Here is a 26,132-nt window from a genome sequence, read left to right on the forward strand (position 1 = left end):
GCCACCTCGATCGAATCGCGCTACCGGCAGGATCCATTGACGCTCGAGCGGTGCAGACGCTACCGGCGCGCGCAGAGCAGGGAGCGGACCGCCACGCAGAAGTTTCGAGGGCGATACGGCAGGCGCTTACCGTGCCCCTATGAGATTTCGAGATGCCGATCCCGGACACGAACCAGGCAAGCCGGGGCCGGCTTATCGCGCCGCACTCGCTCGCGCCGCCGAGGCGCGAGCCCACGACGGTAGAAGGTGGGTTCGGCCGGCGATCATCCTGCTCACGGGACTACTGGTGTCCGCGTGCACCGGAGAAGCACCCGCACCGGCGGCAGCCGACGACCTCCTGGGCACCGTCGTGCACGAAACCTTCACGTCATTGCGCGCGGCCCACGACATCCCCGGCATCGCCGTGGGCGTGATCGACGGGGATCGGACCCAGGTCTTCGAATTCGGCACCACCGCCCCCGGTGGTGATCGCCCGGTCACCGAACAGACGATCTTCGAGATCGGCTCACTCAGCAAATTGTTCACCACATTGCTGGCCGGATCCGCTGCGTCCCAGGAGCGGCTCGACTTCGACGACACCCCTGGCACGTACCTGCCGTGGTTACGGGACCACCCGATCGACAACGCGCGGATCAGGGATATCGCGACCTATACCGCGGGTGGCCTGCCGCAACAGTTCCCCTCCGAGGTGACGACGGAGGCCGAGATGTGGCGCTACTTCCAACAGTGGCACCCGACGTACCCGGTGGGGAACACCCGCCTCTACGGCAACCCGGGTATGGCCCTGCTGGGGCAGGCGACCGCCGCGTCGCTCGGTCGCCCGTTCGAGGACGCGATGCGCGCCGAGATACTGGAACCGCTCGGCCTCCGGCACACATACTTCGATGTACCGGAGACAGCGCAGGACGACTACGCTTGGGGGACGGCGCGGTCGGGTGCTCCGGTACGGGTTTCTCCCGGTCCGGGTGATGCCGAGGCCTACGGGCTGAAAACGACCGCAGCCGACCTGCTGTCGTTCGTCGCGGCGAATATGGACGACCGGCGCGCTCCGCTCGCCCTGCGGGGAGCGCTGGACGCGACCCGGCGCGGCTACTACCGAGTCGGCACGATGACACAGGCACTGGGCTGGGAACGTTTCGAGTACCCCACCTCGCTCGAGGCGCTTCAGGCCGGCAACTCGGCCGAGGTCATCAACCGGCCCCGGCCGGTCGAACCGGCCCCGGCCGTATCCGGTCCGGCGTTGTTCGACAAGACCGGCTCTACCGGGGGATTCGGCGGCTACGTCGCGTTCGTACCGAGCCGTTCTCTCGCTGTAGTCGTACTGATGAACCGGAGTATTCCGATACCTGCCCGGATCGCCGCCGCCCACCGGGTCCTCGATGCCCTCGATTCCGTGTAGCGACCGCTCATGGCGTGCGGTCGGCGTGGCCGCACGGAGTCACCGGCCTCGGGGCATCGTCGAGCCGACGGCGGACGGTATCGTCACGACGGTCGTGGCGCCGAACGCCCCCGCCAGAACTCTCCGGCGAGCCCGGTCCAGCGGGCGGGGAACTCCCTGCTCAGTGATGGCGTGTGGAGGTGGTGGATTTGCTGGGCTTCTTCTTGCTCTTGTTCTTGCCGTCGCTGTCGGGCTCCCATTCGTAGCCGGGAGTCCCGTTCTCGCAGTATGAGTCGGCGACCTTGGTGTCGGTGGCGTCGAATTCACACCAGCGGTCGCTACTGCAGGCGACCGAGCCGAAGCCGGCCGCGAGGGCGATCACCACGGTGCCGGTGACAGTGCGCAGACGGGTGCCGGAATACATATTCTCTCCTGGGTCTTTCGTGGGAAGGGTGACCGCGGACAGCGGATCAGGGAGTGAGCCGGAGGCGGGCCACAACGGCACGATGGTCCGAACCCGCGAGGGTGAATGTACTGATGTGCTCGGTAGTGCCGCCGGATACCAGAATATGATCGATACCGATCAGCGGACCCCAGGCTCGGTCGGCCGGATAGGTGAGCAGCCGGCCCGCACCGGCCTGTTCGGCGGCGGCGGCGAAATCGCCGCTCACCAGGCGACGGAAGGCCATGTGGTCACTGGTCGCGTTGAAATCGGCGCCGACGACCGCCGGTTCCGGTGATGCGCGCAGGATGGTGTCGACGGCGCTCATCTCCTTCGCCCAGACCGCGGCGTCCGCGGTCGGCGGGAGCGGGTGGAATGCGTGGACCGCGACGGATCCGAGGGCGGGATGGGTGAGCGTCGCGGACAGGTTGCCGAGCACGAACTCCTGGTGCCGGACCGGATCCGAGAGCGGGAACCGGCTGTAGATACCGGTACCTCCGCCGCCGGGGCCCGGGTCCAGATAGTTGTACGGGAGCACAGTGCCGAGACCGGCCGCGGCCAGGGCATCGACTGCCTCGGGCGTGAGTTCGTCCACGGTGAGCACATCGACGCCACGCTCCCGGACCGCGGTCACGAGGCCGGTCGTATCCGCTCGGCCGAACAGTAGATTCGATTGCAGCACGGTCAGTTCGACGCCGGTCGCGGCGCGGCTGTCCGGAACGAACAGCGGCAGCTGGGTCCACAGCACACCGGCGAGTACGATCACTGCCGCCGCGGCGCTGCGCCATCCGCGCGCGGCCAGGAAGAACAGCAGGGCTGCCACGGCGCCCAGCATCAGATACGTCGCGCCCGCGGCCAGCAGGATCAGTTCCCGCCGCTGCCAGCCCCCGAGATGGAGAGCCAGACCGAAGGTCCCGGCCAGCAGCACACACCATCCCGCGCCGAGCAGCACCCGGCGGACAACTCCGTGCGTCATACCCGTAAACCTATCGGGCGCACTCGAGAGAACCTTGCGAAGTTCTTGCGGCGAAGCTCATCCGGCCCGCGCTACCTCGGTTCGGTGCACGCCGACCGGATCGCATCCGCGATAGTCCGGCGCGCGAAACCGTACGCCGACCGCGCGACCGGAGCCGCGACCGGCAGTCGGAGCACCGGAACCGAGTGGGCCGGCTACCTGCGATCGGCGTTCAGAGCGTCCCCCCGGCATCGATCTGCTGGGTGGTCCCGGTGATGTAGCGGCCGTCGTCGGAGACCAGATGCAGCACCGTGGCGGTGATGTCCTCCGGCTCGAGGGCCACCACCGGGAGCCGGTTCAGCGTGCGGGCCGCCTCTTCGAAGTCGGCGCGGTCCGGGTTCGGCAGATCCGGCCGGAACAGGCGGTAGGTGGCGTCGTTGAGGATCATGGGGGTGGCGACGGTGGTCGGATGCACCGTGTTCACCCGGATATCGTGCGGGGCGAGTTCTTTGGCGAGCACCTTCATCAGCATCACCAGGCCGGCCTTGGCCGCCGAATAGTGCGCGGTGTTCTCGTTGACGTGGAACGCGGCCAGCGAACTCGTGATCACCACGGAGCCACCGCGGCCGCCCTCGATAATGTGCGGAACAGCGGCCTTGAGCGATTTCCACACCCCGGTGAGGTTGATATCGATCATGTCCTGCCAGACGTCTTCGCTCATCTCCAGCGTCGGGGCCGGACTGGAGATCCCGGCATTGGCGACGACGATATCCAGCCGCCCGAATTCCGCCACCCCCGCCGAGACCGCCGCGGTCAGGGCGGCGAGATCACGGACATCGGCGTCCCGGGCGACGATACGGCGACCGGTGGCCTCCACCAGGCGGACGGTCTCCGCGAGGTCGGCGGCATCGGCCAGCGGGTACGGAACAGTAGCGACCTCGGCCGTGGTGTCGACGGCGATGATATCGGCCCCCTCCTGCGCAAAACGTACTGCGTGGGAGCGCCCCTGGCCCCGCGCGGCCCCCGTGACGAATGCGGTCTTGCCATTCAATTTGCCCATGAAATACTCCGTATCCCGCGCTGTATCTGCACTTTTGCCGCAACTCGACAATATGACACCAACTGTCGAAAGTCGATCATCGATATGCCCATTCACGGCAACCCGCGCGCAACCTTCCCGACGGAGAATGTCCTATGATCTTGGTGCCCGCAGCGCAGCGGACCGGCCGAAACAGTTCCCGGGCCAACGTCTCTGCACCGCCCTGCCGTTGGCTGCCGATATGCTTGGAGCACGCCATGATCACGCCGCCAGACCCCGTGCCAGCACTCTCGGGACCCGGTCGAGGCGACGAAGAGCGATATCCGCTGCACTCCGCCGAATTCACCGCCGACCCGCACCGCGCCTATCAGGAGATGCGGGAACGTCACGGCGCCCTGGTGCCGGTGGAACTGGCGCCCGGTGTCCCCGCCACCTTGGTGATCGGATACCGCGCCGCCCTGCGCATTCTCAACGACCCGGCCCGGTTTCCCGCCGATCCCCGCCACTGGGAGAAAACCGTCCCCGCCGACTGCCCGGTGCTGCCGGTACTGCAGTACCGGCCGAACGCACCGCGCAGTGCCGGCGCCGAGCACACGCGCTACCGGGGTGCCGTCACCGCGGCGCTGGCCGGGGTGGACCTGCACCGGCTGCGCGATACCGTCGAACGCGTCGCGGCACAGCTGATCAATACGTTCTGCGAGTCCGGTTCGGCCGATCTGGTCGCCCAGTACGCCTTTCCGCTGACCTTCGAGGTCATCAACACGATGCTCGGCTGCCCACCCGAGATCAGCGACCGCGCCGCCGCCGCGACGGCCGCCATCTTCGACGGCGTCGACTCCGAGAAGGGCAATCTGATGTTCGGCGAGGCGGTGCAGGAACTGGTGGACGCCAAACGCGCCGAACCCGGCGACGATGTCACCACCCGGCTCCTGCACCACTCCGCGGCGCTCGACGCGAACGAGATGACCCACCAGGTGGTGGCCCTCTACGGCGTCGGCATGGGGCCGATGCAGAGCCTGATCATCAACACGCTGTGCTTGATCCTCACCGACGAGAGGTTCGCCGACGAGATGCTCGGCGGCGCGCTGGCGACCCGCGACGCGCTCGACGACGTGCTGTTCGACGATCCGCCGCTACCCAACGCGAGCGTCACCTATCCGCGGCAGCCCACCCTGGTCGACGACGTCTGGCTGCCGGCCCACCAGCCGGTGGTGATCAGCCTCGCCGGGTGCAACAGGGATCCGGAGATCGGGACCGGCCACCACACCGGCAACCGGTCGCATCTGGCCTGGGGCGCCGGCCCACACGCCTGCCCGGCCCAGCCGACAGCGTATCTGATCGCGCAAGAGGCCATCGACCAGTTGCTCGACGCGCTGCCCGAGCTGCGGCTCGCGGTCCCGGTGGCGGAACTGGTCTGGCGGCCGGGCGTCCTGCACCGCACCCTCGCCGCCCTACCGGTCACCTTCCCGCCCACACCACCGCTGCCGGTGGGCTGAAGCGCGGTCCCGCGCAGGTGACCCGATCGAGCGTCCGTTCTTCCGCGGCGGGGCCCTCGGCTACCGCGCGTCGGTACTCGCGGCGATCGCCTCGCTCTGGATCCGGTCGAACTGCGCGCTCATGGCCTCGGCCAAAGCGGTCGCTGCCGAGAGCGGACGCACCATCACCATGAAATCGTCGATCATGCCGTCTTCGTCGACGTGCAGGAAATCGCAGCCGGTGAGCCGCTTACCCGCGACCGTCGCTTCGAATACCAGCGCATGGTCGCGGCCGCCGGGGTCGGCGATCTCCCGGATGTAGCGGAAATCCTCGAAAACGCGGAGCACACCGCGCAGGATGGCCGCGGTGATGGGTTTGCCCGGATACGGCTTGTACGCCACCGGGCTGGTAAACACCACATTGTCGGCCAGCAGTGCCTCGATGGCGGCGGAATCGCGCTCCTCCACGGCCTTGCGGAACGGATGCATGCGGAAACCTCGCCCACTCGATATGCCGGCCGGACCTTGGCCGACCGATGCCTTGTGAACGCTAACCAGATTGCCCACCGATGTCCACGGTCGAGCCCACCGGCCGCACTCATCCGCCCCGACCTACGCGGGCGCCGACATACCGATCGAACTCCACGCGAAACCGGTCCGGCTCCCGGGGGTCGAGAACAGCTCGGCACGCGGCCATGCACCGAAACGGTCGTGCCGGGCGGGTGTTCTCGCAACGAGCGCATCGAACGCTCGGGCGGCGCGGAGAGCTCGGCGAATGACCACCCGCCGGTCCGCGGATTCAGTCCGCGGTACCCGTCCGGCGCGTGATCGCGATCCCGACCGACCCGTCGGCCCCGCGCAGCAGTTTGTGACCGCGGATCATCAGCTTGCCGATGAGACCGTATTTCCGGCCCACGACCTCCCGGGTGCGCTCGGTGCCCGCGGCGTCCAGGATCTCGGCGGCACCGGGCAGTACCTCCCCGCCCTTCGTGCGGCCCCGACTGTCCGAGATCTGTAGGGTGACCTCGGGGTTGCGGCGGATCCGCTTGACCTTCCAGGAGGCCGGGTTCGTCCACACGAGCAGACGGTCGCCGTCGGGCGCCACCCAGACCGGGGCCCCGACGGGCGAGCCGTCCTTCTTGTAGGTGGTCAGGGAAACGTACTTGGCCTGCGCCAGCTGGTCCCAGCTCATTGCTACACGGTATGCCGACCGCGGTCACGCGTCACGGATCGCCTGCCGGAATTTCCACGGCCTCCGGTTCGTCGCGCGGGGCCGGTCGCGGGCGGGCTCGCAGGACGAGCGCGCCGAGGAGTGCGGCCGCCGCAGTGAACCCGGCGCCCACCCACGCTCCTATCGATACCGCGTCGGTGAACGCGGACTTCGCGACGTCGGAATATCCGAGTTCGAAGGCGGCGCCGATGGATTCGCGCGCGGCCGTGGGCGCGTCGACCGGCATCCGCGCGGTGAAGACTCCGGCGAGCACACTGCCCAGGATGGCGATACTCAACGCCATACCCACTTGCTGGAGAGTGTCGTTCAGGGCCGAGCCGACACCCGCGTGCCGCAGCGGGATGGCGTTCATGATGGCGGTATAGGCGGCCGGGCCGGCCAGGCCGCCGCCGATGCCCATGACCAGCATGGCGATCAGTACCCACAGATATCCGGTACCGACGGCCAGTATCGCGAAGGCGGCGGCCATGACGGACAATCCCGCCACGATCAGCGTCTTGTTCGCGAGGTTCTTGCCCAGGGTCGCGCCGAGACCGTTGCACACCGCGCCGGCCAGCGCGTAGGGCAGGAGCGCGAGACCCGCTTTCATCGGCCCGTAGCCGAGGACGAACTGCAGATACTGGGTGAGCATCAGCATGACAGCGCCCATCCCGAACACCATCAGCAGCACCGTGGCGCAGGTGCCGGTGAAATCGCGGTTTGCGAACAGTCCCAGCGGCAGCATCGGATGCTCCTGCCCACGCTCCCACCGCACGAAGGCGGCGGCTGAGACGACCGCCAGGATCAGCACCGGAAAGTTCCATTCGCGCTCGATGACGAGGTACACGCTCGAGGTGAGCGCGAGGATCGACAGCACCACGCCCACCGCATCGATGGGGCGCCGTGCGCCGGTGGTCTCCGGCATCAGCACCAGGGCCGCGGCGATCGCCAGCCCGGCCACCGGAATGTTCAGCAGGAACACCGAACCCCACCAGTAGTGCTGGAGCAACAGACCGCCCAGCGTCGGGCCGGCGACGATACCGAGGATCGACACCGTGGACCAGGCGGCCAGGGCCATCCGGCGTTCGCCCTCGTCGAATGTGGTCATCAGGATCGACAGCGTCGAGGGCATCAGCAGAGCGCCGCCCACGCCCATGACGGCCCGGGCGGCGACTACCTGCCACGGCGCGGTGGCCAGGACCGCGGCCAGCGAACCCACCCCCAGCACGATCAGGCCGAGGATCAGCATCAGCCGCCGGCCGAACCGGTCGGACAGACTACCCGCGGTGAGCAGCAGACCGGCGAAGACCAGCACATAGGCGTCCAGGATCCACTGGATATCGGAAGGGGTCGCGTCGAGCTCCCGGATCAGCGAGGGGATCGCGATGGTGAGCACGGTGCTGTCGATCATGAGCACCAGCAACGCGAGGCACAGCGCCGCGAGGATCAGCCAGCGACGGGGATCTCGTACAGTGTTCGATTCCACTCGCACACTGTACGACCAAATCGAACAGCGTACGAGTGGGATTAGGATCGACCTGTGACCGAGCAGTTCAGAAGTGTGTGGACCCGTGCACCCCGCCGGACCCGGGCCTCGGGCGGCCTGAGCCGGGACCAGATCGTGCGCGCCGCGGTGACCGTCTTGGACAAGGACGGTCTCGAGGCGCTCAGCATGCGCAGACTCGGTGCCGAACTCGGCGCGGGGGCCACCAGCCTGTACTGGCATGTCGCGAACAAGAACGAACTCCTCGAACTGGCCTTGGACGAGATCTGGGGTTCGATCGACGACGGTGGCCTGGAATCCGCCTCCGGCCTGCGCGAACTGCTCAGCACCTTCGCCTACAACTTCCGCGGTGCGCTGCTCTCGCATCCGTGGGCGGCGACACTCATCGGCCAGATCCCCAGTCTCGGCCCGCAGGCCTTCCGGCTGACCGACCGTTTGCGCCGGGCCTTCACCGAAGCGGGCTTCCGCGGCTTCGACGTCTACCTGGCCAGCGGCACCGTCACCAGTTTCGTACTCGGCCAGGTCGTGCCGTTGATCGCGATGGAGAAAGCCCACGGTGGGCCCGTCGACGCGAGCCGGGTACGACGGATACTGGACGAACTCAGCGCGGACTATCCGCAGATGCGTGACGACTACCGGGCGTTCATGCCCGAGGATTCCACGGTCGGCAATGCGCTCGGCTTCGATTTCGGGCTGCTGTGCCTGCTGGACGGGTTGGAGGCCCGGCTACGCGACCGGCAATCCACACCGCCCACGGACGTGGACGAACCCCACCCCCGTCGCTGACGACCGGCTGGCCGCAATCGGCAGGCCGGCGTAAGCGCACTTCGGCAAGGGCTCGGCCGCTGTTGTGCCAGTCACGGTGTGGTCTCGGCAAGATCGAATATCACATATTCGCCAAGATCGGTTTTCCCGGGATGCGGCGCCGCCCGCGGGGCTTCTAGGCTCGCGGAGAGCCGCCGCCGCTCCCCAGTGACCAGGTGCGGCCCATCCGGACACGGCGTCACGGCGACGCCTACCGACTCGACCGGCCAACGGCGTGCCGGCACCGATAACGCGCCCCGAGCGCCGACGACCCCGAAGGACCTCCTGTGAAGAAAACCGTCCTGGCCGCCGCTGCCGTCGTTCTACCGCTCCTCTCCGTCACCGCCGCGGGCGCCGAACCGGTCCCGGTGCTCCCCGAACCGCCGGTGGCGGCCGCGCAGGATCAGGTTCCTTCCGGGCCGCTCGGGACAACGTTCCCGGTCCGGACCGGAGGAGATATGTCCATCACGGTCGACCCCGCCGACGCGGTGGTCGAGCCGCGCGCCGACGGCCAGCGCGTGCTGGTGTACGACGTGACCGCCGAGCAGACTGCGGGCAACCCCTATTTCCTGCCGACTCTCGACCTGCGCATGGTGACCGCCGACGGTACGACGGTGTATCCGCTCACCGATGTCCCCGGCGAATACCCGGCCGGGTTCCTCGAGCCGGGACAGCCCCGCCACGGGCTGGTGGCCTTCGGCATCGACCACCAGCAGACACCGGACCGGATCATCTTCGCCACCAGCGACTACTTCGTGCAGAGCAGTTGGACCCTCTGATCGGCTATTCGAGTTCGCCCTCGGTCTCCAGATACACCTGGCGCAACCGGTCGAGCGTCTCCCGCTCGGGGCTCGCCCACATTCCGCGTTCGGCCGCCTCGAGTAGACGTTCGGCGATACCGTGCAATGCCCACGGATTGGACTGCTCCATGAACTTGCGGTTCGTCTCGTCGAACACATAGCTCTCGGAAAGTTTCTCGTACATCCAATCGGCGATCACATCGGTGGTCGCGTCGTAGCCGAACAGGTAGTCCACGGTGGCCGCCATCTCGAAGGCACCTTTGTACCCGTGCCGGCGCATGGCCTCGAGCCAGCGCGGATTGACCACCCGGGCCCGGAAGACGCGGGTGGTCTCCTCCGACAGCGTGCGGGTGCGGACCGCGTCCGGGCGGGTGCTGTCGCCGATATAGGCCTCCGGGTTTTTACCCGTCAGGGCGCGCACCGTGGCGACCATCCCGCCGTGGTACTGGAAGTAGTCGTCGGAGTCGGCGATATCGTGCTCACGGGTATCGGTGTTCTTCGCGGCCACCGCGATCCGGCGGTACGCGGTACGCATATCGTCGGCCGCCGGGGCGCCGTCGAGGTCGCGCCCGTAGGCGTAGCCGCCCCAGATGGTGTAGACCTGCGCGAGATCGTCGTCGGTGCGCCAGCTCTTGGAATCGATCAGCTGGAGCAGGCCCGCGCCGTAGGTGCCCGGTTTCGACCCGAAGATCCGGGTGGTGGCCCGGCGCTCGTCACCGTGTTCGGCGAGATCGGCGCGGGCGTGGGCGCGGACGTAGTTGGTCTCCGCGGGCTCGTCGAGATCGGCCACGAGCCGGACCGCGTCGTCGAGCAGCGCCAGGACATGCGGGAAGGCGTCGCGGAAGAATCCGCTGATCCGTACCGTCACGTCCACACGCGGCCGGCCCAGTTCCACGGGCTCGATCACCTCGAGGGTGGTGACCCGGCGGCTGGCCTCGTCCCAGACCGGGCGCACCCCGAGCAGGGCGAGTACCTCGGCGATATCGTCGCCGGAAGTGCGCATGGCCGAGGTGCCCCAGACCGACAGGCCCACCGAGCGCGGGTACTCGCCGTGGTCGGCCCGATAGCGTTCGAGCAGTGATTCGGCCATGGCCTGCCCGGTTTCCCAGGCCAGCCGCGACGGGACGGCCTTGGGGTCCACGGAGTAGAAGTTACGGCCGGTCGGCAGCACATTGATCAGGCCGCGCAGCGGCGAACCGCTCGGGCCGGCGGGGATGAAACCACCGTTCAGCGCATGCAGGACGCGGTCGATCTCGACTCCGGTCCCCCGCAGCCGCGGCACCACCTCGGTCGCGGCGAAACGCAGCACCGCGGCGACCGCCGCGCGATCGCCGCCGGCCGTTTCGAACAGTTCGTCCGCGTGCTCGTCGACGAGCCGGTCCACGGCCTCCGGCGCCCACCCGGCGGCCTGCAGCGCGACGATCAGTTCGCGGGCGCGGGCCTCCACCGTATCGACCCGTTCCCGCGCCTCCCCACCGGATTCGCTGAGCCCCAGCGCTTCCCGCAGCCCCGGCACCGACATCTCCCCGCCCCACAACTGCCGGGCCCGCAGCATGGCCAGGACCAGGTCGACCTCGCCGGCACCGGCCGGGGCGCGGCCGAGAATGTGCAGGCCGTCGCGGATCTGGACATCCTTGATCTCGCACAGCCAGCCGTCGACGTGCAGCAGCATATCGTCGAAGGATTCCTCGTCCGGGCGTTCGGCCAGCCCCAGATCGTGGTCCATCTTCGCGGCGCGCATGAGCGTCCAGATCTGCTGCCGGATAGCGGGCAGTTTGGCCGGGTCCAGCGCGGAGATGTTCGCGTGCTCGTCGAGCAACTGTTCGAGGCGGGAGATATCGCCATAACTTTCGGCGCGCGCCATCGGCGGGATCAGATGATCCACCAGGGTGGCGTGGGCGCGGCGTTTGGCCTGGGTGCCCTCCCCCGGATCGTTCACCAGGAACGGGTAGATCAACGGCAGATCCCCCAAGGCGGCATCGGTACCACACGCCGCGGACATGCCCAGGGTCTTTCCGGGCAGCCATTCCAGATTGCCGTGCTTACCCAGATGCACCATCGCGTCCGCGCCGAAACCCCCGGCCGCGGCATCGGTGGAAAGCCACCGGTACGCGGCGAGGTAGTGGTGGCTCGGCGGGAGATCCGGGTCGTGGTAGATGGCGACCGGGTTCTCGCCGAAACCACGCGGCGGCTGCACCATGAGCACCACATTGCCGAAACGCAGTGCGGCGATGACGATTTCGCCGCGCGGGTCGGCGGAACGGTCCACGTAGAGCTCGCCCGGGGGCGGCCCCCACGCCTCGACGACCGCGGCGCGAAGCTCCTCGGGCAGCGTGTCGAACCAGGCGGTGTAGACCTCGGCGCCGATCCTTACCGGGTTGCCCTCGAGTTGTTCGGCGGTGAGCCAATCGGGATCCTGTCCGCCGGCGGCGATCAGCGCGTGCATCAGCGCGTCGCCGTCGCGTTCCTCCAGGCCCGGGACCTCACCCGGGGCGCCGAGATCGTATCCGGCGGCCCGCAATTCGGTGAGCAGGGCGATAGCGCTGGCGGGCGTATCGAGTCCGACGGCATTGCCGATGCGAGCGTGTTTGGTCGGGTAGGCCGACAGCATGAGCGCCAGGCGTTTGCGGTCGGCGGGGATATACCGCAACCGCGCGTGCCGCACCGCGATCCCGGCGACCCGGGCGGCACGTTCGGCGTCGGGCACGTAGGTGGACAGTCCGTCCTCGTCGAACTCCTTGAACGAGAACGGCACCGTGACGATCCGGCCGTCGAACTCCGGGACCGCGACCTGGGTCGCCACGTCCAGCGGGGACAGCCCGTCGTCGTTGGCCTCCCACTGCGCGCGGCCACTGGTCAGGCAAAGGCCCTGCAGGATCGGGATATCCAGTTCGGCCAGCGCGCCGATATCCCATGCCTCGTCGTCGCCGCCCGCCGTGGCCAGCGCCGGTTTGCTGCCGCCGGCCGCCAGCACGGTGACCACCAATGCGTCGGCCTGCCGGAGGGTGGCGAGCAGGTCGGGTTCGGCGGTACGCAGGGAGGCGCAGTAGACGGGCAGCGGTACCGCGCCGGCATCCTCGATCGCAGCGCACAGCGCGTCGATATAGCCGGTGTTCCCGGCCAGGTGCTGGGCCCGGTAGTAGACGACGCCGACCGTCGGCTTCCCGGCCACCGGTTCGGGATGCCGCGCGGCGCGTTCGAGCCGGCCCCAGGCGGGCAACTGCATCGGCGGTTCGAACCCGTGCCCGGTGAGCAGGACGGTATCGGAGAGGAAATTGTGCAGCCGGCGCAGATTCTGCGGGCCACCGGCCGCCAGATAGTTGTGCGCGTCGGAAGCCACGCCGACCGGTACGGTCGAACACTCCATCAGTTCGGCGTCGGGGGCCATCTCGCCGCCGACCGCGACCACCGGCACCCCGCTCGCCCGCACCGCGGTCAGGCCGTCCTCCCAGGCCCGCTTGCCGCCGAGGACCCGCACGATCACCAGATCGGCGTCCGCGAGCAGGCCGGGCAGATCCTCCACCAGCAACCGGGCCGGATTGGCCCACCGGTACTCGGCGCCGCTGGCACGCGCGCTCAGCAGATCGGTATCGGAGGTGGACAGCAGCAGAATCACAGCGATGACCTTCCTGGGGTGACGCGCCCGTGGGGGTTGTGTGCTCGCCGGAGAGGGTCTGGCTGTGTCAGTGGCGCGACCGCACCGGAGTTCCACCGGTTTCCTCGTCACCCGTCGAGCCCCCGGATGCTACCGCGACCGCCGGAACCGTCGGTCACCACACCGGCGCGCGGCCTCCGGACAACCTGTACTTGCCGACGCCTCGCGTCCCGGGTTGGCTTCCTGCCATGACCGACGACGCGGGTACGCAACTGTTCCACCAGTCCATGCCCTTCACCGAACGCCTGGGCGTGGAGGTGCTCGAACACGGTCCTGGGTTGGTGCGCAGCCGCATCGCCTGGGACGAGACACTGTGCACGCTGGGCGGCGCGCTGCACGGCGGCGTGCTGATGACGCTGGCGGATTCGACCGCGGCGGTCTGCGCGTTCCTCAATCTGCCCGAAGGCGCCCAGGCGACCACCACCGTCGAATCGAAGACGAACTTCCTGCGGGCGGTGCGGTCGGGTCATGCGGAGGCATCGTCGCGGCCGCTGCACACCGGGCGGTCGTTCATCGTGGTCGAGACCGAGGTCCGCGACGACGCGGGCAAGCTGGTGGGGAAGGTGACCCAGACCCAGGCGGTGCTCTAGTACGGCCTCCGTAAACTGGTCGGATCATGGCACGTACCGATCCCGATTCCTGCCCCGGTGTCCTGCGCCTGCACGAGGCCGCCGACGGCCCGCTGGCCCGGGTCCGGGTGCCGGGCGGGGCGCTCGCGCCGGAGCAGTTGCAGACCCTCGCCGCGGCCGCCGCCGAGCTCGGCGACGGGCATATCGAACTGACCTCGCGCGGCAATGTGCAGTTGCGCAGGATCCGCGATGCCGACGCGCTCACCGAATGGCTGGCCGGTGCCGGGCTGCTGCCGAGCCGCACCCACGAGCGGGTCCGCAATATCATCGCCTCGCCCCTGTCCGGACGGGTCGGTGACCACCCCGATATCCGGCCGCTGGTCGCCGCACTCGACGCGGGGCTGCTCGGCTCGCCCCGGCTGGCCGAACTCCCGGGCCGGGTCCTGTTCACCCTCGACGACGGCCGGGGGGATGTGAGCCCGCTCGGCCCGGATATCGGACTGCACGTACTCGACCGTGACCGGTCCGCCCTCCTGCTCGCCGGGCGGGACAGCGGTATCCGCGTGACCACCGCCGAAGCGCCCGAGGTGCTGCTGGCGGCCGCGCACGGTTTCCTGGCACTCGCCGACGGGCAGTGGCGCCTGCACGAGGTCGCCGACGGCGCCACGCGGCTGGCCGCACTGCTGGGGCTCGAACCCGGGCCCGAACGGCTGGAATACACCGGCCCCGGGGATCCGCCGATCGGCTGGCTGCCCCAGCGCGACGGTCTCGTCGCGCTGGGCGCGGGGGTCCGGCTTGGCTCCTTGCCCGCCCGCACCGCCGAATTCCTCGCCGCGGTCGAACGCCCGATCCTGCTGACTCCGTGGCGCAGCCTGATCGTCACCGATCTGGAGGAATGGCCCGCCGAACAGGTCGTCCGGGTGCTGGCGCCGATGGGTCTCGTCTTCGATGCCGATTCACCGTGGCTGCGGGTCACCGCCTGCGCCGGAGCGCCCGGGTGCGCGAAATCGCATACCGACGTCCGGGCCGACGCCGCGGCCGCGGTCGAATCGGGCCGGACGGATAGCTCCGACGCCGACGGCTCGAGTACGCCGCTCCCGGCCGCCGAGATCACCACGGCCGGGCGGCAGCACTGGTCGGGATGCGAGCGCCGCTGCGGTCGGCCCGCCGCGGCGGCCACCGAGGTTACCGCCGGTCCCGAAGGCTACCGGGTGACGCCGCCGCGCATCTGAACCGCCGTGCCGCGGCGCCGCCCGGCGAACTGCCCTACTGCTGCTGCGACGTCGAGGGCTTTTCGATCGGCCGCGAGCGACGATCTCCGTCGTCCTGTTTGCCGTGGCTGGCCACCAGGAGTACGACGATCAACAGCCCCATCACCGCCGCGACCGCCAGCGCGGCCGACGGTTTGCGCAACTGCTCGGTTTCCTCGCGCACCGACACTTCCTCCGGCCACTGCACGACGGGTTCGGCGGCACGGCGCTCGGGACGCCCCGCGGCTGCCGGACACCCATTCGACCGACTCGTATTCCCGGTGACGAACGACGACCTGCCTTGCGGCTCCTGAACTGTGAGCATGCGAAAATCGTATCGACGTGGGACCGGCGGATTTTCGAAAACTTCCCAGCAATGGGGAATTTATCCCGCGATGACGCGGGGGTGTCCCAGGTCACGTATGCGCCGGTCAGCGGCTCGGAGCCGGGAACAGCAGGCCCGCAACGCAAATCGGCCCACTGTGACGTGCGGTACGCTGTTCGGCCGGCTCCGCTTTTGTGTCGCAAACCATAGATCAACCGGCCCGGACGCGCCGGACACCCGCGTAGGCACGAGGGGCGTACCGCAGCCGGTCGGGCAGCAGCGGCCAGACCGTACGCACCACCGCCGTGAACACCCCGAACAGCTTCTGGCCCACGGCCGTCCAGCGCAGCTCCAGGATCTCGCGGGCACGTTCGGGCATGAGACCATTGGCCAGCCAGACATTGAACGCCATCACCGGCCGCCAGATCACCGACCACACCGGTTCCGGGATACCGGGCAGCGCCGGAATCCGGGTGCTGCCGAGCGGAGCGCGAAATCAGTGGTGGCATTGGCCTCGAACACCTCGTCGATGGTGCGGTGCCAGTACTCCTCGAACTCGGCGTAGTCCGCCACCAGCACCCGGTCGGACAGTCGGTACATGCGCCACCAGGTGACGCCCTCGGCGATCAACTGATCCTTTTCCGCAGTAGTGAGCGGGGTCCCGAAATGCTCATTGAGGGCGATGGTGAGTTCGACGAAGGTCGCGTGGGTCCACCAGTAGACCTCGGGGTTGAGCGCGTGGCAGAAATTCTTCAGTGACGACTGTAGACATTCGGCAGGATATGGGGTAACTTCTGACTCGTTGGAAGTGAAGGAAGTATCCATACGGCACGGGAGATGATGAACTGCCCGTGATGGCGGAAACGGCGGGCGCGGCCAGGGGACCAGGATGTACAACGGTCCTACCGCCCGCCGGGAAGCAAGCGAAGTTGCACGGAAAGAAGATGAAGTAACACCTTGAAGAGAAAGGAGGCGTTGCCCGTCGGGTCACCCGTGAAGATATGCGATTCGGGTGATCGCCGACGTCTCGGTTACATGTCGGAAGACGAAGTAATTCCCCCTTTCGGTACCCCGGCGCCGTCGGCGCCGGGGTACTACGGCGTCTGGAGGCCGTACGATTTCCGAACCCCCCACCGCGAACGAGAAGTTCGACGATGACGACTACCCCGCCTACACCATGGGCCGAGCCGCGGACATGCTCGGCACCACTCAAGCGTTCCTGCGCACCCTCGACGACGCAGGACTGATCACCCCGCAACGCTCCGCCGGCGGGCATCGCCGCTATTCCCGCTACCAGCTGCGCATCGCCGCCCGCGCCCGCGAACTCATGGACTCCGGCACCCCCTTGGACGCGGCATGCCGGATCATCATCCTCGAGGACCAACTCGCCGAAGCCCGCGAAATAAACGCCAAACTCACCGAGAAAGGTTGACCACACCGGCACACCTGCGGACCGGTGAATTCCCCCCGGGTCCCCGGCATCGCGACCGGTCACCGTCGGTCCTCATGGCGGGCGGCCGGCCGAGCCGGTTGAGCTCGGTGACGACCAACTGATCTCCGGGCCGATTCGCCACCAGCAACGCCTTGTCCAACTCTGGTCGGGCGGCGAGCTTCCCGGAAACCTTGTCGAGAAGGATCTGCTCGCAGCCAGGCGGCGAGCGCGTCATGCCGAGCTTGGGGGGTTCTGTTCGGTGGCGGATACACATCCGATTCTCACGATCGGCAACGTATCGCAAACCCCCGACAGGTTGACATAGATGCGGACACGGCACGATGACAAACTCCACCTGCGGAGACCCGTGGACCCCGGAGTGTCTCACGAATGATCGTCGACTTGACCGTGAGCGTCGAATGGCGGACACCTCCGACCGTCAATTTGCCCGAGGCAGATATCCTCAACGTGTGGCACGCAATGTGTCCTTCACTTCTGTGCGGAATTCTGTGAACATTCCCTCCACCATGGTTCTCGTCGTCGGCGGGGCGGTATCGGGAGAGCCCGCATCGAACGGTGGCCGCGGTGCGTATTCGGCCATCAGTTGCACCGTTTCCGCGTAGCGCTGGTCGCGCAGCAGCGACAGGATGACGTAGCTGAGGTCCAGTCCGCCGCTTACGCCGGCGCCGGTGACCCGATTGCGGTCGACGACGACACGCGAGTCGATTGATATCGCGCCGGCTTCGGCGAGTAGATCGCGCGCGGCCCAGTGCGATGTGGCCCGGTAACCGTGCAACAACCCCGCCACGCCAAGCAGCAGCGAACCGGTGCAGACACTGGTGACCCATCTTGCTCTTGCGCCGTGATCCGCAACGAATCGAACGACGTTGTCGTCGCGCATCGCGGCCAGCGTTCCATTCGTTCCGCCAGGTACGAACAACACATCGACATCACGAGGGCATTGATCGAAGGTTGCCGTCGGCATGAGGGTCACTCCGGTATCGGTGACTATGGGATCCATGGTGGCGGCGATCTGGTGCACGGTTGCCCCTGTCAGGCATCCGAACGCATATTGGGGACCGACGAAGTCCAGCGCTGTGCACTGAGGGTAGAGCAGCATGGCAATCTGCTCATTTCCGTCGAGCAGAGGTTCATCGACCGGCCGAATGTGGGCCGAGGTATCGCCCGAGCCCGGCTGCCCACGCAGCCACGGCACGCCGGTCAAAACCGCGGTGGCACTCATCAGGAAATCTCGGCGACCAGCAAACATCTCTGCCTTCCCACGACAGTCGTCCCTCGGTGCTGCGCTACAACAGAATTCACTGCAGCAACGCAGGCACAAATCTACTACAGCATGTAGGAGATTCTCGTGGTGGTGCTCAGCGCTCGATCCCTCGCAACTGGGCGCGGGCCATGGCGAATCCGGCCGAACACCACCCCCTCTCCGTCGGCGCCACCTGACGCCGCGAAAACAGCGCCACCTACCGCTGCGAGTCACAGACCTGGGCGTGACTCGCAGCAGAAGGCACGCGTCGGCGATCGCCACGCTGGTGGAGCGGACCAGCCGATTCATCGCCTACGAACTCGGCCCCGCAGAATCCACGGATACCGCAGCCCGGCCGAGGTCTATGCTGAACACCTGAACAGCGGTGATGCACTCACCCTTTGAGACCGCCATCGTTGGCGGGAGAGCAATGCTCAAGACCTGTGGATCGGTCTCGGGTTGAACGCGAAGGGCGTACCTTCCCGAGTGATCGATCGATGGTCACCGAGTAGGCCCGCGTTGCTGCGCGGGCCGGGGAAGGCACGCCTGTGCTCAGAGTAGTCACCGAAGACGGCACCACCGAGACCGGATCGCTGCTGGACGACGTCGTCCGCGAGGGCGCCCGCCGGATGCTGGCAGCCGCTCTGGAGGCGGAAGTCGACCAGTACATAGCCGAGCTCGTCGGCGAGCGGGACGAGCAGGGGCGCCGGCTGGTGGTCCGCAACGGCCGCCACCGTGCCCGGCGGGTCACCACGGCCGCCGGAGAGATCGAGGTCAGCGCGCCGCGTGTGAACGACAAGCGCGTCGACGAGGGCACCGGGGAGCGCAAGCGGTTCTCCTCCAAGATCCTGGCCCCGTGGTGCCGCAAGTCCCCGAAGGTCACCGAGGTGCTGCCGCTGCTCTACCGGCACGGCTTGTCGGGCGGGGACTTCGTACCCGCTCTGGAGCAGTTCCTCGGCTCGGCGGCAGGGCTGTCCGGGCCGACCGTGAACCGGCTCACCAAGCAGTGGACCGACGATCACACTGTCTTCCAGGCCCGCGACCTGTCGGGATCCGACTACGTGTACGTATGGGCCGATGGCGTCCACCCCAAGGTCAGGCTCGGCCAGGCCCACTCCTGCGTCCTGGTCCTCATGGGCGTCCGTGCGGATGGCCGCAAGGACCTGATCGCGCTCGCCGAGGGACTGCGGGAGTCGACCGAGTCCTGGGCCGACCTGCTGCGCGACTGCCGCCCGGCGCGGCATGCGCGCCCCCGCGCTCGTGGCCGGTGACGGCGCGACGGGCCTGTGGAACGCCCTCGCGGAGGTGTTCCCCGAGGCCCGGCATCAGAGGTGCTGGGTGCACAAGGTCCGTAATGTCATGAACGCGTTGCCGAAGTCCGCGCAGCGCGGAGCGAAGAAGGCTCTGCAGGAGATCTACAACGCCGAGGACCGCACTCACGCCGAGAAGGCTGTGAAGGACTTCGCGAAGGCCTACGGGGCGAAGTGGCCCAAGGCCGTCAAGAAGATCACCGACGACAGCGAGGAACTGCTGGCGTTCTACGACTTCCCCGCCGAACACTGGATCCACCTGCGCACCACAAATCCGATCGAATCGACCTTCTCCACGGTGAAACTGCGGACCAAGGTCACCCGTGGCGCGGGCAGCCCGGCCGCCGCCCTGGCGATGGTCTTCAAGCTCGCGGAATCCGCCCAGGCCCGCTGGCGGGCGATCACCGCACCCCACCTCGCCGCCCTCGTCCGGGCAGGAGCCCGCTTCGAGGGCGGTCAGCTCGTCGAACGCGCTGCACGGGCGGCATGACAGTGGAAGGAAGAGGATAGATCCGCGATGGCAGTAGACAGCCAACAAGTCCTGCTCGACCTCGTCCGGTGGAACGGCCGGATCGACGACCTGATCGCAGCGGCCCGCAGGATCCCGGCGGACGAGTTTTCCGCAGTAGTGCTGGACCGCGCGAGTGCCCAGGCCGCCCTGCGCAAGGTGCTCACCGGGGAAGCACTCCCCGGTGAGCTCACCGCGTGGACCGAAGAGTTGCACATGTGCGAAGACATCGACATCGAGCCGGGACAGGAGGACCTGCTCACCCAGTTCCTATTCGAGATATCGACACCCGAACTCTTCGAACCGATCACCCGCGAACTCTGCAGCCGGTGGCTCGACAAACTATGCGCAACTGCATAGCCATCCACCGGCCGGCCATCCACAGGTATTGACAATTGCTCTTGGCGGGACAGACTGCCGTGCAGCGTACGCACAATGAGCGAATGAGGCCGGTACAACTGGATCGGTCGCGTGGTCCCGATTCCTCGGTCGCAAGAGAGTGAGCCAGGTGACCTTATCGATGACGACGACCACCTGACCCGACCCGCATTGTCGCCGAGTCGACCGCCACCAGGCGCGTCAGTCGATAGTGAAGTCGAACGAATACCAGTCTCCGGACAGCTTCTCGAACTGTCGCGCACCGCTCCCTACTGGCTCAGGGCCGGGCGAGAAGACCCAACCCTGGACAGTGGTTCCCACGAACCCGTCGGCGTCGTAGAAGTAGACGCGCCCATCGGGCGCGCGGTGCACCAGACTGATATCGACTCCGCCGAGATTCAGGTCCCGACGGGTGTGCGGCCTATCCTCGCGCAGCATCTCGACCGCGACCTTTTCCATTTCCGGACGTGCGGAATCGAAGCCCGCAGGCTGAAAGACCATGCCGGCCACCAGCCCCGCGAGCACAACCAGCGGCACCGCGGCGACCTTCCAGAGCCACCGACGCTCGCTGCCGAGCAGGTGCAACGACTTGATCGCCCACACCAGCAAGCAAACACCCAGCAGAATCCCGCCGGCCACCAGGGCAAGAAGCTGATCGGGACCGGTCATATTCCTGACGAACGGAGCCCAGTCGAGGTGGACGCACATAAGGACCACGACACCGAGGACCGCCCCCGTCAGGACCACAAAACCCGGCGCAGTGGCAGTGTCACGCCCGTCCCCGGTCCGCCGATCATGGACACGAATTGTTTTGACCGAAGCCTCCTCATCTCGACGACCGTGACCGAAGGCCTGATCCGCGCTCGGTGATTACCCGACCGAACTCTACGGCGTGGTCAGCCCACTGACCGGCCAACGGAAGGGCAGAACCGTCGAGTGCAGCCGATTACATCACCCTCCAGGGCTGCAGCATCCATCGTCCCACCCAACCTCTCATCCAGACCCGCAGCAGTCCCCACGATCGGTGCCACCCAACACTACGAAAATATTGCCACTCAACACTGCGAGTCACAGGGATGGGCTCGAGTCCGGGGCCCGGAGTGGGCATCGCTCCGCGTCCGGGCTGAGGATAGGCTGGAATCGTCTGCCGCGTCAGCGCGCGGCCTACTGCATGAGAGCGGGCATCGCTTCGAGGAGACGGTTGCGGACGACATTCAATGCGGCGATCTTCTCGTCCACCTCGTTGAGCCTGCGGGCGACGACCTGTGCGCTGGCGGGACAAAGCGTAGCGGCGGCGAGGTCCTGATCCAGGCAGGGCAGGAAGGCCCGGACGTCGTTGGTGGTGAGGCCGAGGGAGAGTAGGAGCCTGATTTTGCCGACGTGGACAATGGTTGTCTCCTCGTACTCCCGGTAGCCGTTGGGTGCTCGCTGGGGATGGAGCAGGCCCTGCTGTTCGTAATACCGCAGTGCGCGAATGGTGGTGCCGGCCGCGTTCGCCAGTTCTCCGATCAGCATCAGTACATTTTCACCCGGCCGCGCTCAGTCCGCCGTCGACGCGGATGACCGCGCCGGTGAGGTAGCCGGCTTCGGGGCGCGTTGCGTTCACGATCCACCACGCGATCTCGTTGGGCTCGGCGATGCGGCCCAGTGGAATTCGGGCCCGAAGCTGCGCCCCCGCCGCAGCGATCTGCTCGTCGGATAGACCGGCGTGGGCGAGTACCGGTGTCGCCGTGATCCCCGGTGCCACCGACAGAACGCGAATGCCTCGCTGCGCGAGTTCGACAGCCCACGTGTGGGTGAGGAAGTCGAGAGCTACTTTCGTGGATCCGTAGACCGAATTGTTCGGCCATCCGTAGTACGGCGGGTTGGATGTGACGTTGACGATGGTGGCACCGGACCGCAGATGCGGCAGAGCATGCTGGGTGAGAAAGATCGGCGCGAGAAGATTCGTGGCGAGTTGTTCCTCGGCGACCCTCCGGTCGATGGCCCCGAGAGGAGCCGGCCGGGTGATCGCAGCATTGTTGATCAAGACATCAATGCGTCCGAAGGCCTCCAACCCGGCGGTCACGATACCAGCGGCGGCGGTCGACTCGGTGACGTCGGCCACGAATGCCCGAATTCGGGGATGCTCGTCGGCCGTTTCCGCCAGCCGCCCGGCGGACCGGCCGACGATCAGGACGTCGGCGCCCGAGGCAGCGAACTGTAGGGCCGTCGCCCGACCGATCCCGCTGCCCCCTCCGGTAATCAGCACTGCTCGCCCGTACAGGGTGTTCGTCTCTTCCATGCCCGAGACGCTAAGCCTTGACCCGGGCGTCAAGGTCAAGGCCCGGAACGGGAAACGCGCGGCGGACACCTCGCATCATGCCCTCGCCGATCCCCGTCGCGAGTGAACCGAGCACGCTGGGCTATCACCGCGTCCAGTGACCAGCGGCCGGGGCCGGCCCACAGCAGGAAGATCAGCCCGAGCAGCATCGCGAAATCGGTGCGGGCATCGTGGGCCATTTCCCAGAAACCCTCTTTCCCATCGAACCCGCCGGGTCGCAGCTGCGGCAGTTTGGTCAGCACGATCGCCCCGCTGATGTCGACGAGCAGAGGGATCACCGCCACACGGGTCAGCAGGCCGAAGACGATCAAGGCGCCGCAGGCGATCTCGACGGCCCCGTCGAAGTCGGCGAAAAACGTCGCCGCCGGTATTCCGATCTTCTCGAAACGACCCGGCCCCAGCGTGTGCGGGTAAAGGAACTTCTGGATCCCCTCACTGAGGAACACGAACCCCACCGCCACCCGGATGCAGGTCGCCGCCGCTGGGCCCTCGGAGCCCAGTATCTGCGGCCACGACCACCGTCGCGTTTCCGTCATCGGTACTCACCTCCCGATCCCGCCATCTGCTACAACTTCCTTGAAATTTCATCATTTCCTGAATCAGATTCAGATGCACTCTTCCGGGTATGGAAACCGCCGTACACACCGATGCCCTGGCCCGGTTCGGGCACGCCCGATCCGATCCGACCCGCACCCGAGTCCTGCCGTCCCTGCGCCAGGCACTCGGGTATCCCTCTGAACTCGCCGAGCAGATTCACTGGTGAATCATCGCCGACCAGCGATGATCGCGCTCGCCCACTGTTGAGGAACGCATCCTTTTACGACACGGCGTCGCGGCGCACGGCGATGAAAGACGTTCCCCCGTCATGTGTTGGATGCGAAAAACCTTTGTGGGTTCTCCGCTGCGTGTGTATACCGGTGGGGTGCGTATCGGAATTGTGGGTTTGTTGCGGGGTCTGTATATGGCCGAGTTGGCATACCGGATCGGGGTCGAGGTGATCGCGATCTGTGATCGCGATTCCGAACGACTGGCTGCTGCACAGGCGGGATTTCCGGCAGCCCGGGCGACCGAGCACTGGACGGAACTGCTCGACGCCGGTCTCGATGGTGTCGTACTCGCCAATGATTTCGACGCGCACACGGCGTTGGCCGTCGCATTCCTGGATCGCGGGATCCATGTGCTGTCGGAGACGGCGGCCTGCGTGTCCGAGGAGGAAGGGCGTCGGCTTATTGCCGCGGCCGAGCGGTCGACGGCGACCTATTCGTTCGCGGAGAACTACGTCTTCCATCCACACACCCGACTGCTCCGGGAGTCGGTGGATTCCGGCGAGCTGGGCGCCATCGCATTGGTGGAGGCCGATTATCTGCACAGCCTGTCGCCCCAGGACACCGCCGCGCTGATCGGTGATCCAGCGCACTGGCGTGGTCGCATCGCGCCGACTGCCTACTGCACCCACACCGTCTCGCCGCTGCTGAACCTCACCGGAGAATGGCCGGTCGAGGTCAGCGCCTTCCCGGTCGGTCGGGGCGGCGACCGACCTGCCGCCGTGGTGCTGGCGATCCGGCTGTCCGACGACACCCTGGCCCTGGTTCGCCATGGGTTCCTCGCCGGCGAAACAGGCAGCCATTGGAGCTGGGTCTCCGTGCGCGGTGCCCACGGCCTGGCCGAATCCGTCCGTGCCACCGACGGAGATGCTTGGTCGGTGCGAGTACGCAAGGAGGGCTGGGCACAGGCCGACGGGCAGGCATGCGAGCAGATCCGCGTACCGGGTCCCTACCTTGTGGACGACGAACCGGTCGACCGTATGGCGGAGGGGACCGTCGCGGTACTCGAAGGATTCCGTGCCACCGTGGAACGCGGTACGCCTCCACTTATCCCGGTGCGTCCCGCGGTCGCGGCATCACTGGTCGGCGTTGCAGGTGCGGAATCGCTCGCGAGGGGTTCCGCGCCGGTTCCCGTTCCGGACGTATGCCCCTAGGTTCCTGATTGCACTTACCGGCGTCCAGGAATGCGTCAGTTTGTGAATAATGCACGAAAGCGGTATCGCATGCCAGGGGCGTTTCCGGAGGCTCCACCCCGATGAAAATCAGCTCCAGCCTCCCGCTCCTCGTCAGATCTGGACATCAGCGTTTCGCTGCCCCACCGGCACCGCGTTCGGTCACCGGTCCCGCGGCTGGGTTGTGACGCCCGATCATTCGGACCGCGACCGAGTCGTACGCAATCTGCGCACGCTGCGCCATCGCGACGCCGATTTCGTATCCCTGAGCGATCAGTTGCTCGTGGACTGCCGAGTCCTCGGACTCGGTGTCGTAGAGAAATTCCATGGACGAGTCGCCGATCTGCGAGTAGTCGGCGATGCCGTGCATCGTCTGAGTTGTCAACGCAGTCTTGTATCCGTGCCGGGCGAACGTACTTTCACCGAGACCGGCACTTGCGACGAGATGTAGTTGCTTCACCACACTGGGGCTACCGTGCGAAACATCGTCGTAGGCCCCGAATACCCGGTCGAACCAGCCTTTGGTGAGTGCCGGCATGGACCACCAGTAGACCGGGAAGAGAACGACGGTCACCTCGGCGGATTCGAGCAGTTCCTGCTCCCGCCGGACGTCGGGGGGAAGTTCGGAAAGCCCTCGATGATGCGCCAGATCCGCCTTTCGGTAGACCGGATCGAAACCGGATGCCACCAGGTCATGGGTAATGGCGGTGGTACTTCCATCGGACTCGATGCCCTGCTCGATGGCCCGTGCAATGGCCCAGGTAGCCGAATCGTGGTCCGGATGCGCAACTACGAGCATCACCTTCGGTCGGCTGCTTTCGTTCATCATGCCGGCCAAACTAAAGTATGACGCTGACGTCAATGTCAAGGAGAAGGCAGCTGGATGCGGATACGCGAATTGAGCCAGGCCACCGGTGCGAGCCCGCGAATGCTCCGACACTACGAGGGCGCCGGGATCCTGTCGCCCGAACGCGACTCCAACGGCTACCGGAACTACCGCCCAGACGATGTGCAGATCGTGGACCACATACGCTGCTTGCTGGCATCCGGCCTGTCGCTGTCGGAGGCATCCGCGATACTGCAGGTCGCATGCCTCGATCCCGGCGGCGCCTCCGAAGCCGACCGGAGAGCCGCATTAACGCAACTCGACGAGCGGGCAAGCCAATTGAACGCTGGAATCGCCCGCCTCAGGACCCAGGAAGCCGAGATCCTCCGACTTCGTGCGAGCATCGAGGCCGCGGCCCCTCCCCCATCGGATTGATTCGATACAGGCACGGCCGGAACCACGCTGCGACCGGCCCGACCGGACTCCGGCCCTCAGGTGGATTCGAGTAGAGGGTCGAGGAACATCGGCGCGAAATCAGGGATGTCCACAGATAGGTCGAACCCTGCCGGCCCACGTTCACCTACGAGCGCTGTATCGGCCCGAATTCACGGCGTTGCCCGGCGTCACCGAGGTGCGGGTCGAGGCGAACACGTTGCGCTGCCGAGTGACCGGCAGCCCGATGCGCTGCT

The 26,132-nt window shown here is 67.1% G+C and carries 28 protein-coding genes and 2 pseudogenes; 13 read left to right on the plus strand and 17 right to left on the minus strand.

The genetic code is table 11. The features are described from left to right. Positions 1 to 139 precede the first annotated feature (139 nt). Positions 140 to 1,399 carry a class C beta-lactamase gene (gene ampC, locus NGR01S_RS18880; RefSeq protein WP_084481394.1) on the plus strand — a complete coding sequence of 420 codons (1,260 nt, stop codon included), beginning with the start codon at positions 140 to 142 and terminating at the stop codon, positions 1,397 to 1,399. A 160-nt stretch (positions 1,400 to 1,559) separates the two neighbouring features. Here ampC and NGR01S_RS18885 read toward each other — a convergent pair whose 3' ends face one another. From NGR01S_RS18885 to NGR01S_RS18895, 3 genes are all read right to left on the minus strand, one after another. Then, positions 1,560 to 1,802 (minus strand): hypothetical protein, encoded by a 243-nt coding sequence (locus NGR01S_RS18885; protein WP_063038628.1) that lies wholly within the window; start codon positions 1,800 to 1,802, stop codon positions 1,560 to 1,562. Positions 1,803 to 1,848: 46 nt separating this feature from the next. Next, positions 1,849 to 2,796: an endonuclease/exonuclease/phosphatase family protein gene (locus NGR01S_RS18890; protein WP_084481397.1), complete on the minus strand. Its 948-nt coding sequence runs from the start codon at positions 2,794 to 2,796 to the stop codon at positions 1,849 to 1,851. A gap of 211 nt (positions 2,797 to 3,007) precedes the next feature. After that, complete coding sequence (locus NGR01S_RS18895) at positions 3,008 to 3,835, minus strand: mycofactocin-coupled SDR family oxidoreductase (protein ID WP_063038630.1); 828 nt, start codon at positions 3,833 to 3,835, stop codon at positions 3,008 to 3,010. A gap of 236 nt (positions 3,836 to 4,071) precedes the next feature. On the opposite strand from NGR01S_RS18895, the gene NGR01S_RS18900 reads away from it, so the two are divergent. Beyond that, positions 4,072 to 5,310 carry a cytochrome P450 family protein gene (locus NGR01S_RS18900; RefSeq protein ID WP_157107331.1) on the plus strand — a complete coding sequence of 413 codons (1,239 nt, stop codon included), beginning with the start codon at positions 4,072 to 4,074 and terminating at the stop codon, positions 5,308 to 5,310. A gap of 60 nt (positions 5,311 to 5,370) precedes the next feature. Here NGR01S_RS18900 and NGR01S_RS18905 read toward each other — a convergent pair whose 3' ends face one another. The 3 genes from NGR01S_RS18905 to NGR01S_RS18915 form a co-directional block, all read right to left on the minus strand. Then, positions 5,371 to 5,778, minus strand: a complete 408-nt coding sequence (locus NGR01S_RS18905; protein ID WP_063038632.1) for a nuclear transport factor 2 family protein — start codon at positions 5,776 to 5,778, stop codon at positions 5,371 to 5,373. Between the two features lie 310 nt (positions 5,779 to 6,088). Beyond that, positions 6,089 to 6,481, minus strand: a complete 393-nt coding sequence (locus tag NGR01S_RS18910; protein ID WP_063038634.1) for a PPOX class F420-dependent oxidoreductase — start codon at positions 6,479 to 6,481, stop codon at positions 6,089 to 6,091. A gap of 31 nt (positions 6,482 to 6,512) precedes the next feature. After that, the gene (locus NGR01S_RS18915; protein ID WP_063038636.1) at positions 6,513 to 7,985 is read right to left on the minus strand and encodes an MFS transporter; all 1,473 of its coding nucleotides are present in this window, start codon (positions 7,983 to 7,985) and stop codon (positions 6,513 to 6,515) included. 54 nt (positions 7,986 to 8,039) lie between these two features. Here NGR01S_RS18915 and NGR01S_RS18920 point away from each other — a divergent pair, with 54 nt between their 5' ends. Further along, a complete protein-coding gene (locus NGR01S_RS18920) occupies positions 8,040 to 8,789 on the plus strand; it encodes a TetR/AcrR family transcriptional regulator C-terminal domain-containing protein (RefSeq protein WP_063038638.1) in 750 nt (249 codons plus the stop codon). A 305-nt stretch (positions 8,790 to 9,094) separates the two neighbouring features. Beyond that, the gene (locus tag NGR01S_RS18925) at positions 9,095 to 9,586 is read left to right on the plus strand and encodes a hypothetical protein (protein ID WP_063038645.1); all 492 of its coding nucleotides are present in this window, start codon (positions 9,095 to 9,097) and stop codon (positions 9,584 to 9,586) included. A gap of 4 nt (positions 9,587 to 9,590) precedes the next feature. On the opposite strand, the gene cobN is transcribed toward NGR01S_RS18925, so the two are convergent. Next, positions 9,591 to 13,223, minus strand: a complete 3,633-nt coding sequence (gene cobN / locus NGR01S_RS18930; RefSeq protein ID WP_063038647.1) for a cobaltochelatase subunit CobN — start codon at positions 13,221 to 13,223, stop codon at positions 9,591 to 9,593. Between the two features lie 227 nt (positions 13,224 to 13,450). Here cobN and NGR01S_RS18935 point away from each other — a divergent pair, with 227 nt between their 5' ends. Both NGR01S_RS18935 and cobG read left to right on the plus strand, forming a co-directional pair. After that, positions 13,451 to 13,852, plus strand: a complete 402-nt coding sequence (locus NGR01S_RS18935; protein WP_063038649.1) for a PaaI family thioesterase — start codon at positions 13,451 to 13,453, stop codon at positions 13,850 to 13,852. Between the two features lie 26 nt (positions 13,853 to 13,878). After that, on the plus strand, positions 13,879 to 15,063 hold the full coding sequence (gene cobG / locus NGR01S_RS18940; protein WP_063038651.1) for a precorrin-3B synthase: 1,185 nt from the start codon (positions 13,879 to 13,881) through the stop codon (positions 15,061 to 15,063). Between the two features lie 34 nt (positions 15,064 to 15,097). Here the strand turns inward: cobG and NGR01S_RS31055 are convergent, their stop codons facing one another. From NGR01S_RS31055 to NGR01S_RS18955, 3 genes are all read right to left on the minus strand, one after another. After that, positions 15,098 to 15,406: a hypothetical protein gene (locus tag NGR01S_RS31055; protein WP_157107332.1), complete on the minus strand. Its 309-nt coding sequence runs from the start codon at positions 15,404 to 15,406 to the stop codon at positions 15,098 to 15,100. A 211-nt stretch (positions 15,407 to 15,617) separates the two neighbouring features. Further along, positions 15,618 to 15,845, minus strand: coding sequence for an oxygenase MpaB family protein (locus tag NGR01S_RS18950; protein WP_063038655.1), 228 nt, complete (start codon positions 15,843 to 15,845; stop codon positions 15,618 to 15,620). Continuing rightward, positions 15,833 to 16,231, minus strand: coding sequence for an oxygenase MpaB family protein (locus NGR01S_RS18955; protein ID WP_063038657.1), 399 nt, complete (start codon positions 16,229 to 16,231; stop codon positions 15,833 to 15,835). The genes NGR01S_RS18950 and NGR01S_RS18955 overlap by 13 nt, the downstream gene beginning before the upstream one ends. 352 nt (positions 16,232 to 16,583) lie before the next feature. Between NGR01S_RS18955 and NGR01S_RS18960 the strand changes: the two genes are divergently transcribed. Then, positions 16,584 to 16,838, plus strand: a complete 255-nt coding sequence (locus NGR01S_RS18960; protein WP_084481400.1) for a helix-turn-helix domain-containing protein — start codon at positions 16,584 to 16,586, stop codon at positions 16,836 to 16,838. Here NGR01S_RS18960 and NGR01S_RS33225 read toward each other — a convergent pair. Both NGR01S_RS33225 and NGR01S_RS18965 read right to left on the minus strand, forming a co-directional pair. Beyond that, complete coding sequence (locus NGR01S_RS33225; protein WP_169811933.1) at positions 16,822 to 17,112, minus strand: recombinase family protein; 291 nt, start codon at positions 17,110 to 17,112, stop codon at positions 16,822 to 16,824. The two genes, NGR01S_RS18960 and NGR01S_RS33225, sit on opposite strands and share 17 nt — an antisense overlap. Positions 17,113 to 17,301: 189 nt before the next feature. Next, entirely contained in the window at positions 17,302 to 18,081 is a 780-nt protein-coding gene (locus NGR01S_RS18965) for a DJ-1/PfpI family protein (protein ID WP_063038661.1), read from the minus strand. 265 nt (positions 18,082 to 18,346) lie between these two features. On the opposite strand from NGR01S_RS18965, the gene NGR01S_RS32870 reads away from it, so the two are divergent. The 3 genes and pseudogenes from NGR01S_RS32870 (at position 18,347) to NGR01S_RS18975 (ending at position 20,280) form a co-directional block, all read left to right on the plus strand. After that, a complete protein-coding gene (locus tag NGR01S_RS32870; protein ID WP_281179771.1) occupies positions 18,347 to 18,481 on the plus strand; it encodes a hypothetical protein in 135 nt (44 codons plus the stop codon). 169 nt (positions 18,482 to 18,650) lie between these two features. Beyond that, positions 18,651 to 19,902, plus strand: a pseudogene (locus NGR01S_RS18970) (IS256 family transposase). Positions 19,903 to 19,929: 27 nt separating this feature from the next. Continuing rightward, positions 19,930 to 20,280 (plus strand): hypothetical protein, encoded by a 351-nt coding sequence (locus NGR01S_RS18975; protein WP_063038663.1) that lies wholly within the window; start codon positions 19,930 to 19,932, stop codon positions 20,278 to 20,280. 219 nt (positions 20,281 to 20,499) lie between these two features. Here NGR01S_RS18975 and NGR01S_RS18980 read toward each other — a convergent pair whose 3' ends face one another. The 4 genes from NGR01S_RS18980 to NGR01S_RS18995 all read right to left on the minus strand — a co-directional run bounded on the left by NGR01S_RS18980 (position 20,500) and on the right by NGR01S_RS18995 (position 23,157). Continuing rightward, entirely contained in the window at positions 20,500 to 20,967 is a 468-nt protein-coding gene (locus tag NGR01S_RS18980; RefSeq protein WP_157107333.1) for a hypothetical protein, read from the minus strand. Between the two features lie 495 nt (positions 20,968 to 21,462). Continuing rightward, positions 21,463 to 21,813 carry a MerR family transcriptional regulator gene (locus NGR01S_RS18985; protein ID WP_063038667.1) on the minus strand — a complete coding sequence of 117 codons (351 nt, stop codon included), beginning with the start codon at positions 21,811 to 21,813 and terminating at the stop codon, positions 21,463 to 21,465. Positions 21,814 to 21,823: 10 nt separating this feature from the next. Continuing rightward, positions 21,824 to 22,582 carry an SDR family NAD(P)-dependent oxidoreductase gene (locus NGR01S_RS18990; protein WP_218020794.1) on the minus strand — a complete coding sequence of 253 codons (759 nt, stop codon included), beginning with the start codon at positions 22,580 to 22,582 and terminating at the stop codon, positions 21,824 to 21,826. Positions 22,583 to 22,617: 35 nt separating this feature from the next. Further along, positions 22,618 to 23,157, minus strand: a complete 540-nt coding sequence (locus NGR01S_RS18995; RefSeq protein WP_157107334.1) for a DoxX family protein — start codon at positions 23,155 to 23,157, stop codon at positions 22,618 to 22,620. Positions 23,158 to 23,246: 89 nt separating this feature from the next. Between NGR01S_RS18995 and NGR01S_RS19000 the strand changes: the two are divergent. Both NGR01S_RS19000 and NGR01S_RS19005 read left to right on the plus strand, forming a co-directional pair. Continuing rightward, positions 23,247 to 23,375: pseudogene (locus NGR01S_RS19000) on the plus strand (transcriptional regulator); the annotation flags it as partial. Between the two features lie 120 nt (positions 23,376 to 23,495). After that, complete coding sequence (locus NGR01S_RS19005) at positions 23,496 to 24,599, plus strand: Gfo/Idh/MocA family protein (protein ID WP_281179772.1); 1,104 nt, start codon at positions 23,496 to 23,498, stop codon at positions 24,597 to 24,599. Between the two features lie 145 nt (positions 24,600 to 24,744). Here the strand turns inward: NGR01S_RS19005 and NGR01S_RS19010 are convergent, their stop codons facing one another. After that, on the minus strand, positions 24,745 to 25,446 hold the full coding sequence (locus tag NGR01S_RS19010; RefSeq protein ID WP_063038671.1) for an NAD(P)H-dependent oxidoreductase: 702 nt from the start codon (positions 25,444 to 25,446) through the stop codon (positions 24,745 to 24,747). A 54-nt stretch (positions 25,447 to 25,500) separates the two neighbouring features. On the opposite strand from NGR01S_RS19010, the gene NGR01S_RS19015 reads away from it, so the two are divergent. Further along, complete coding sequence (locus tag NGR01S_RS19015) at positions 25,501 to 25,878, plus strand: MerR family transcriptional regulator (RefSeq protein ID WP_084481405.1); 378 nt, start codon at positions 25,501 to 25,503, stop codon at positions 25,876 to 25,878. Positions 25,879 to 26,132: the final 254 nt, after the last annotated feature.

The organism is Nocardia grenadensis NBRC 108939 (assembly GCF_001613445.1).
Lineage (GTDB): Bacteria > Actinomycetota > Actinomycetes > Mycobacteriales > Mycobacteriaceae > Nocardia > Nocardia grenadensis.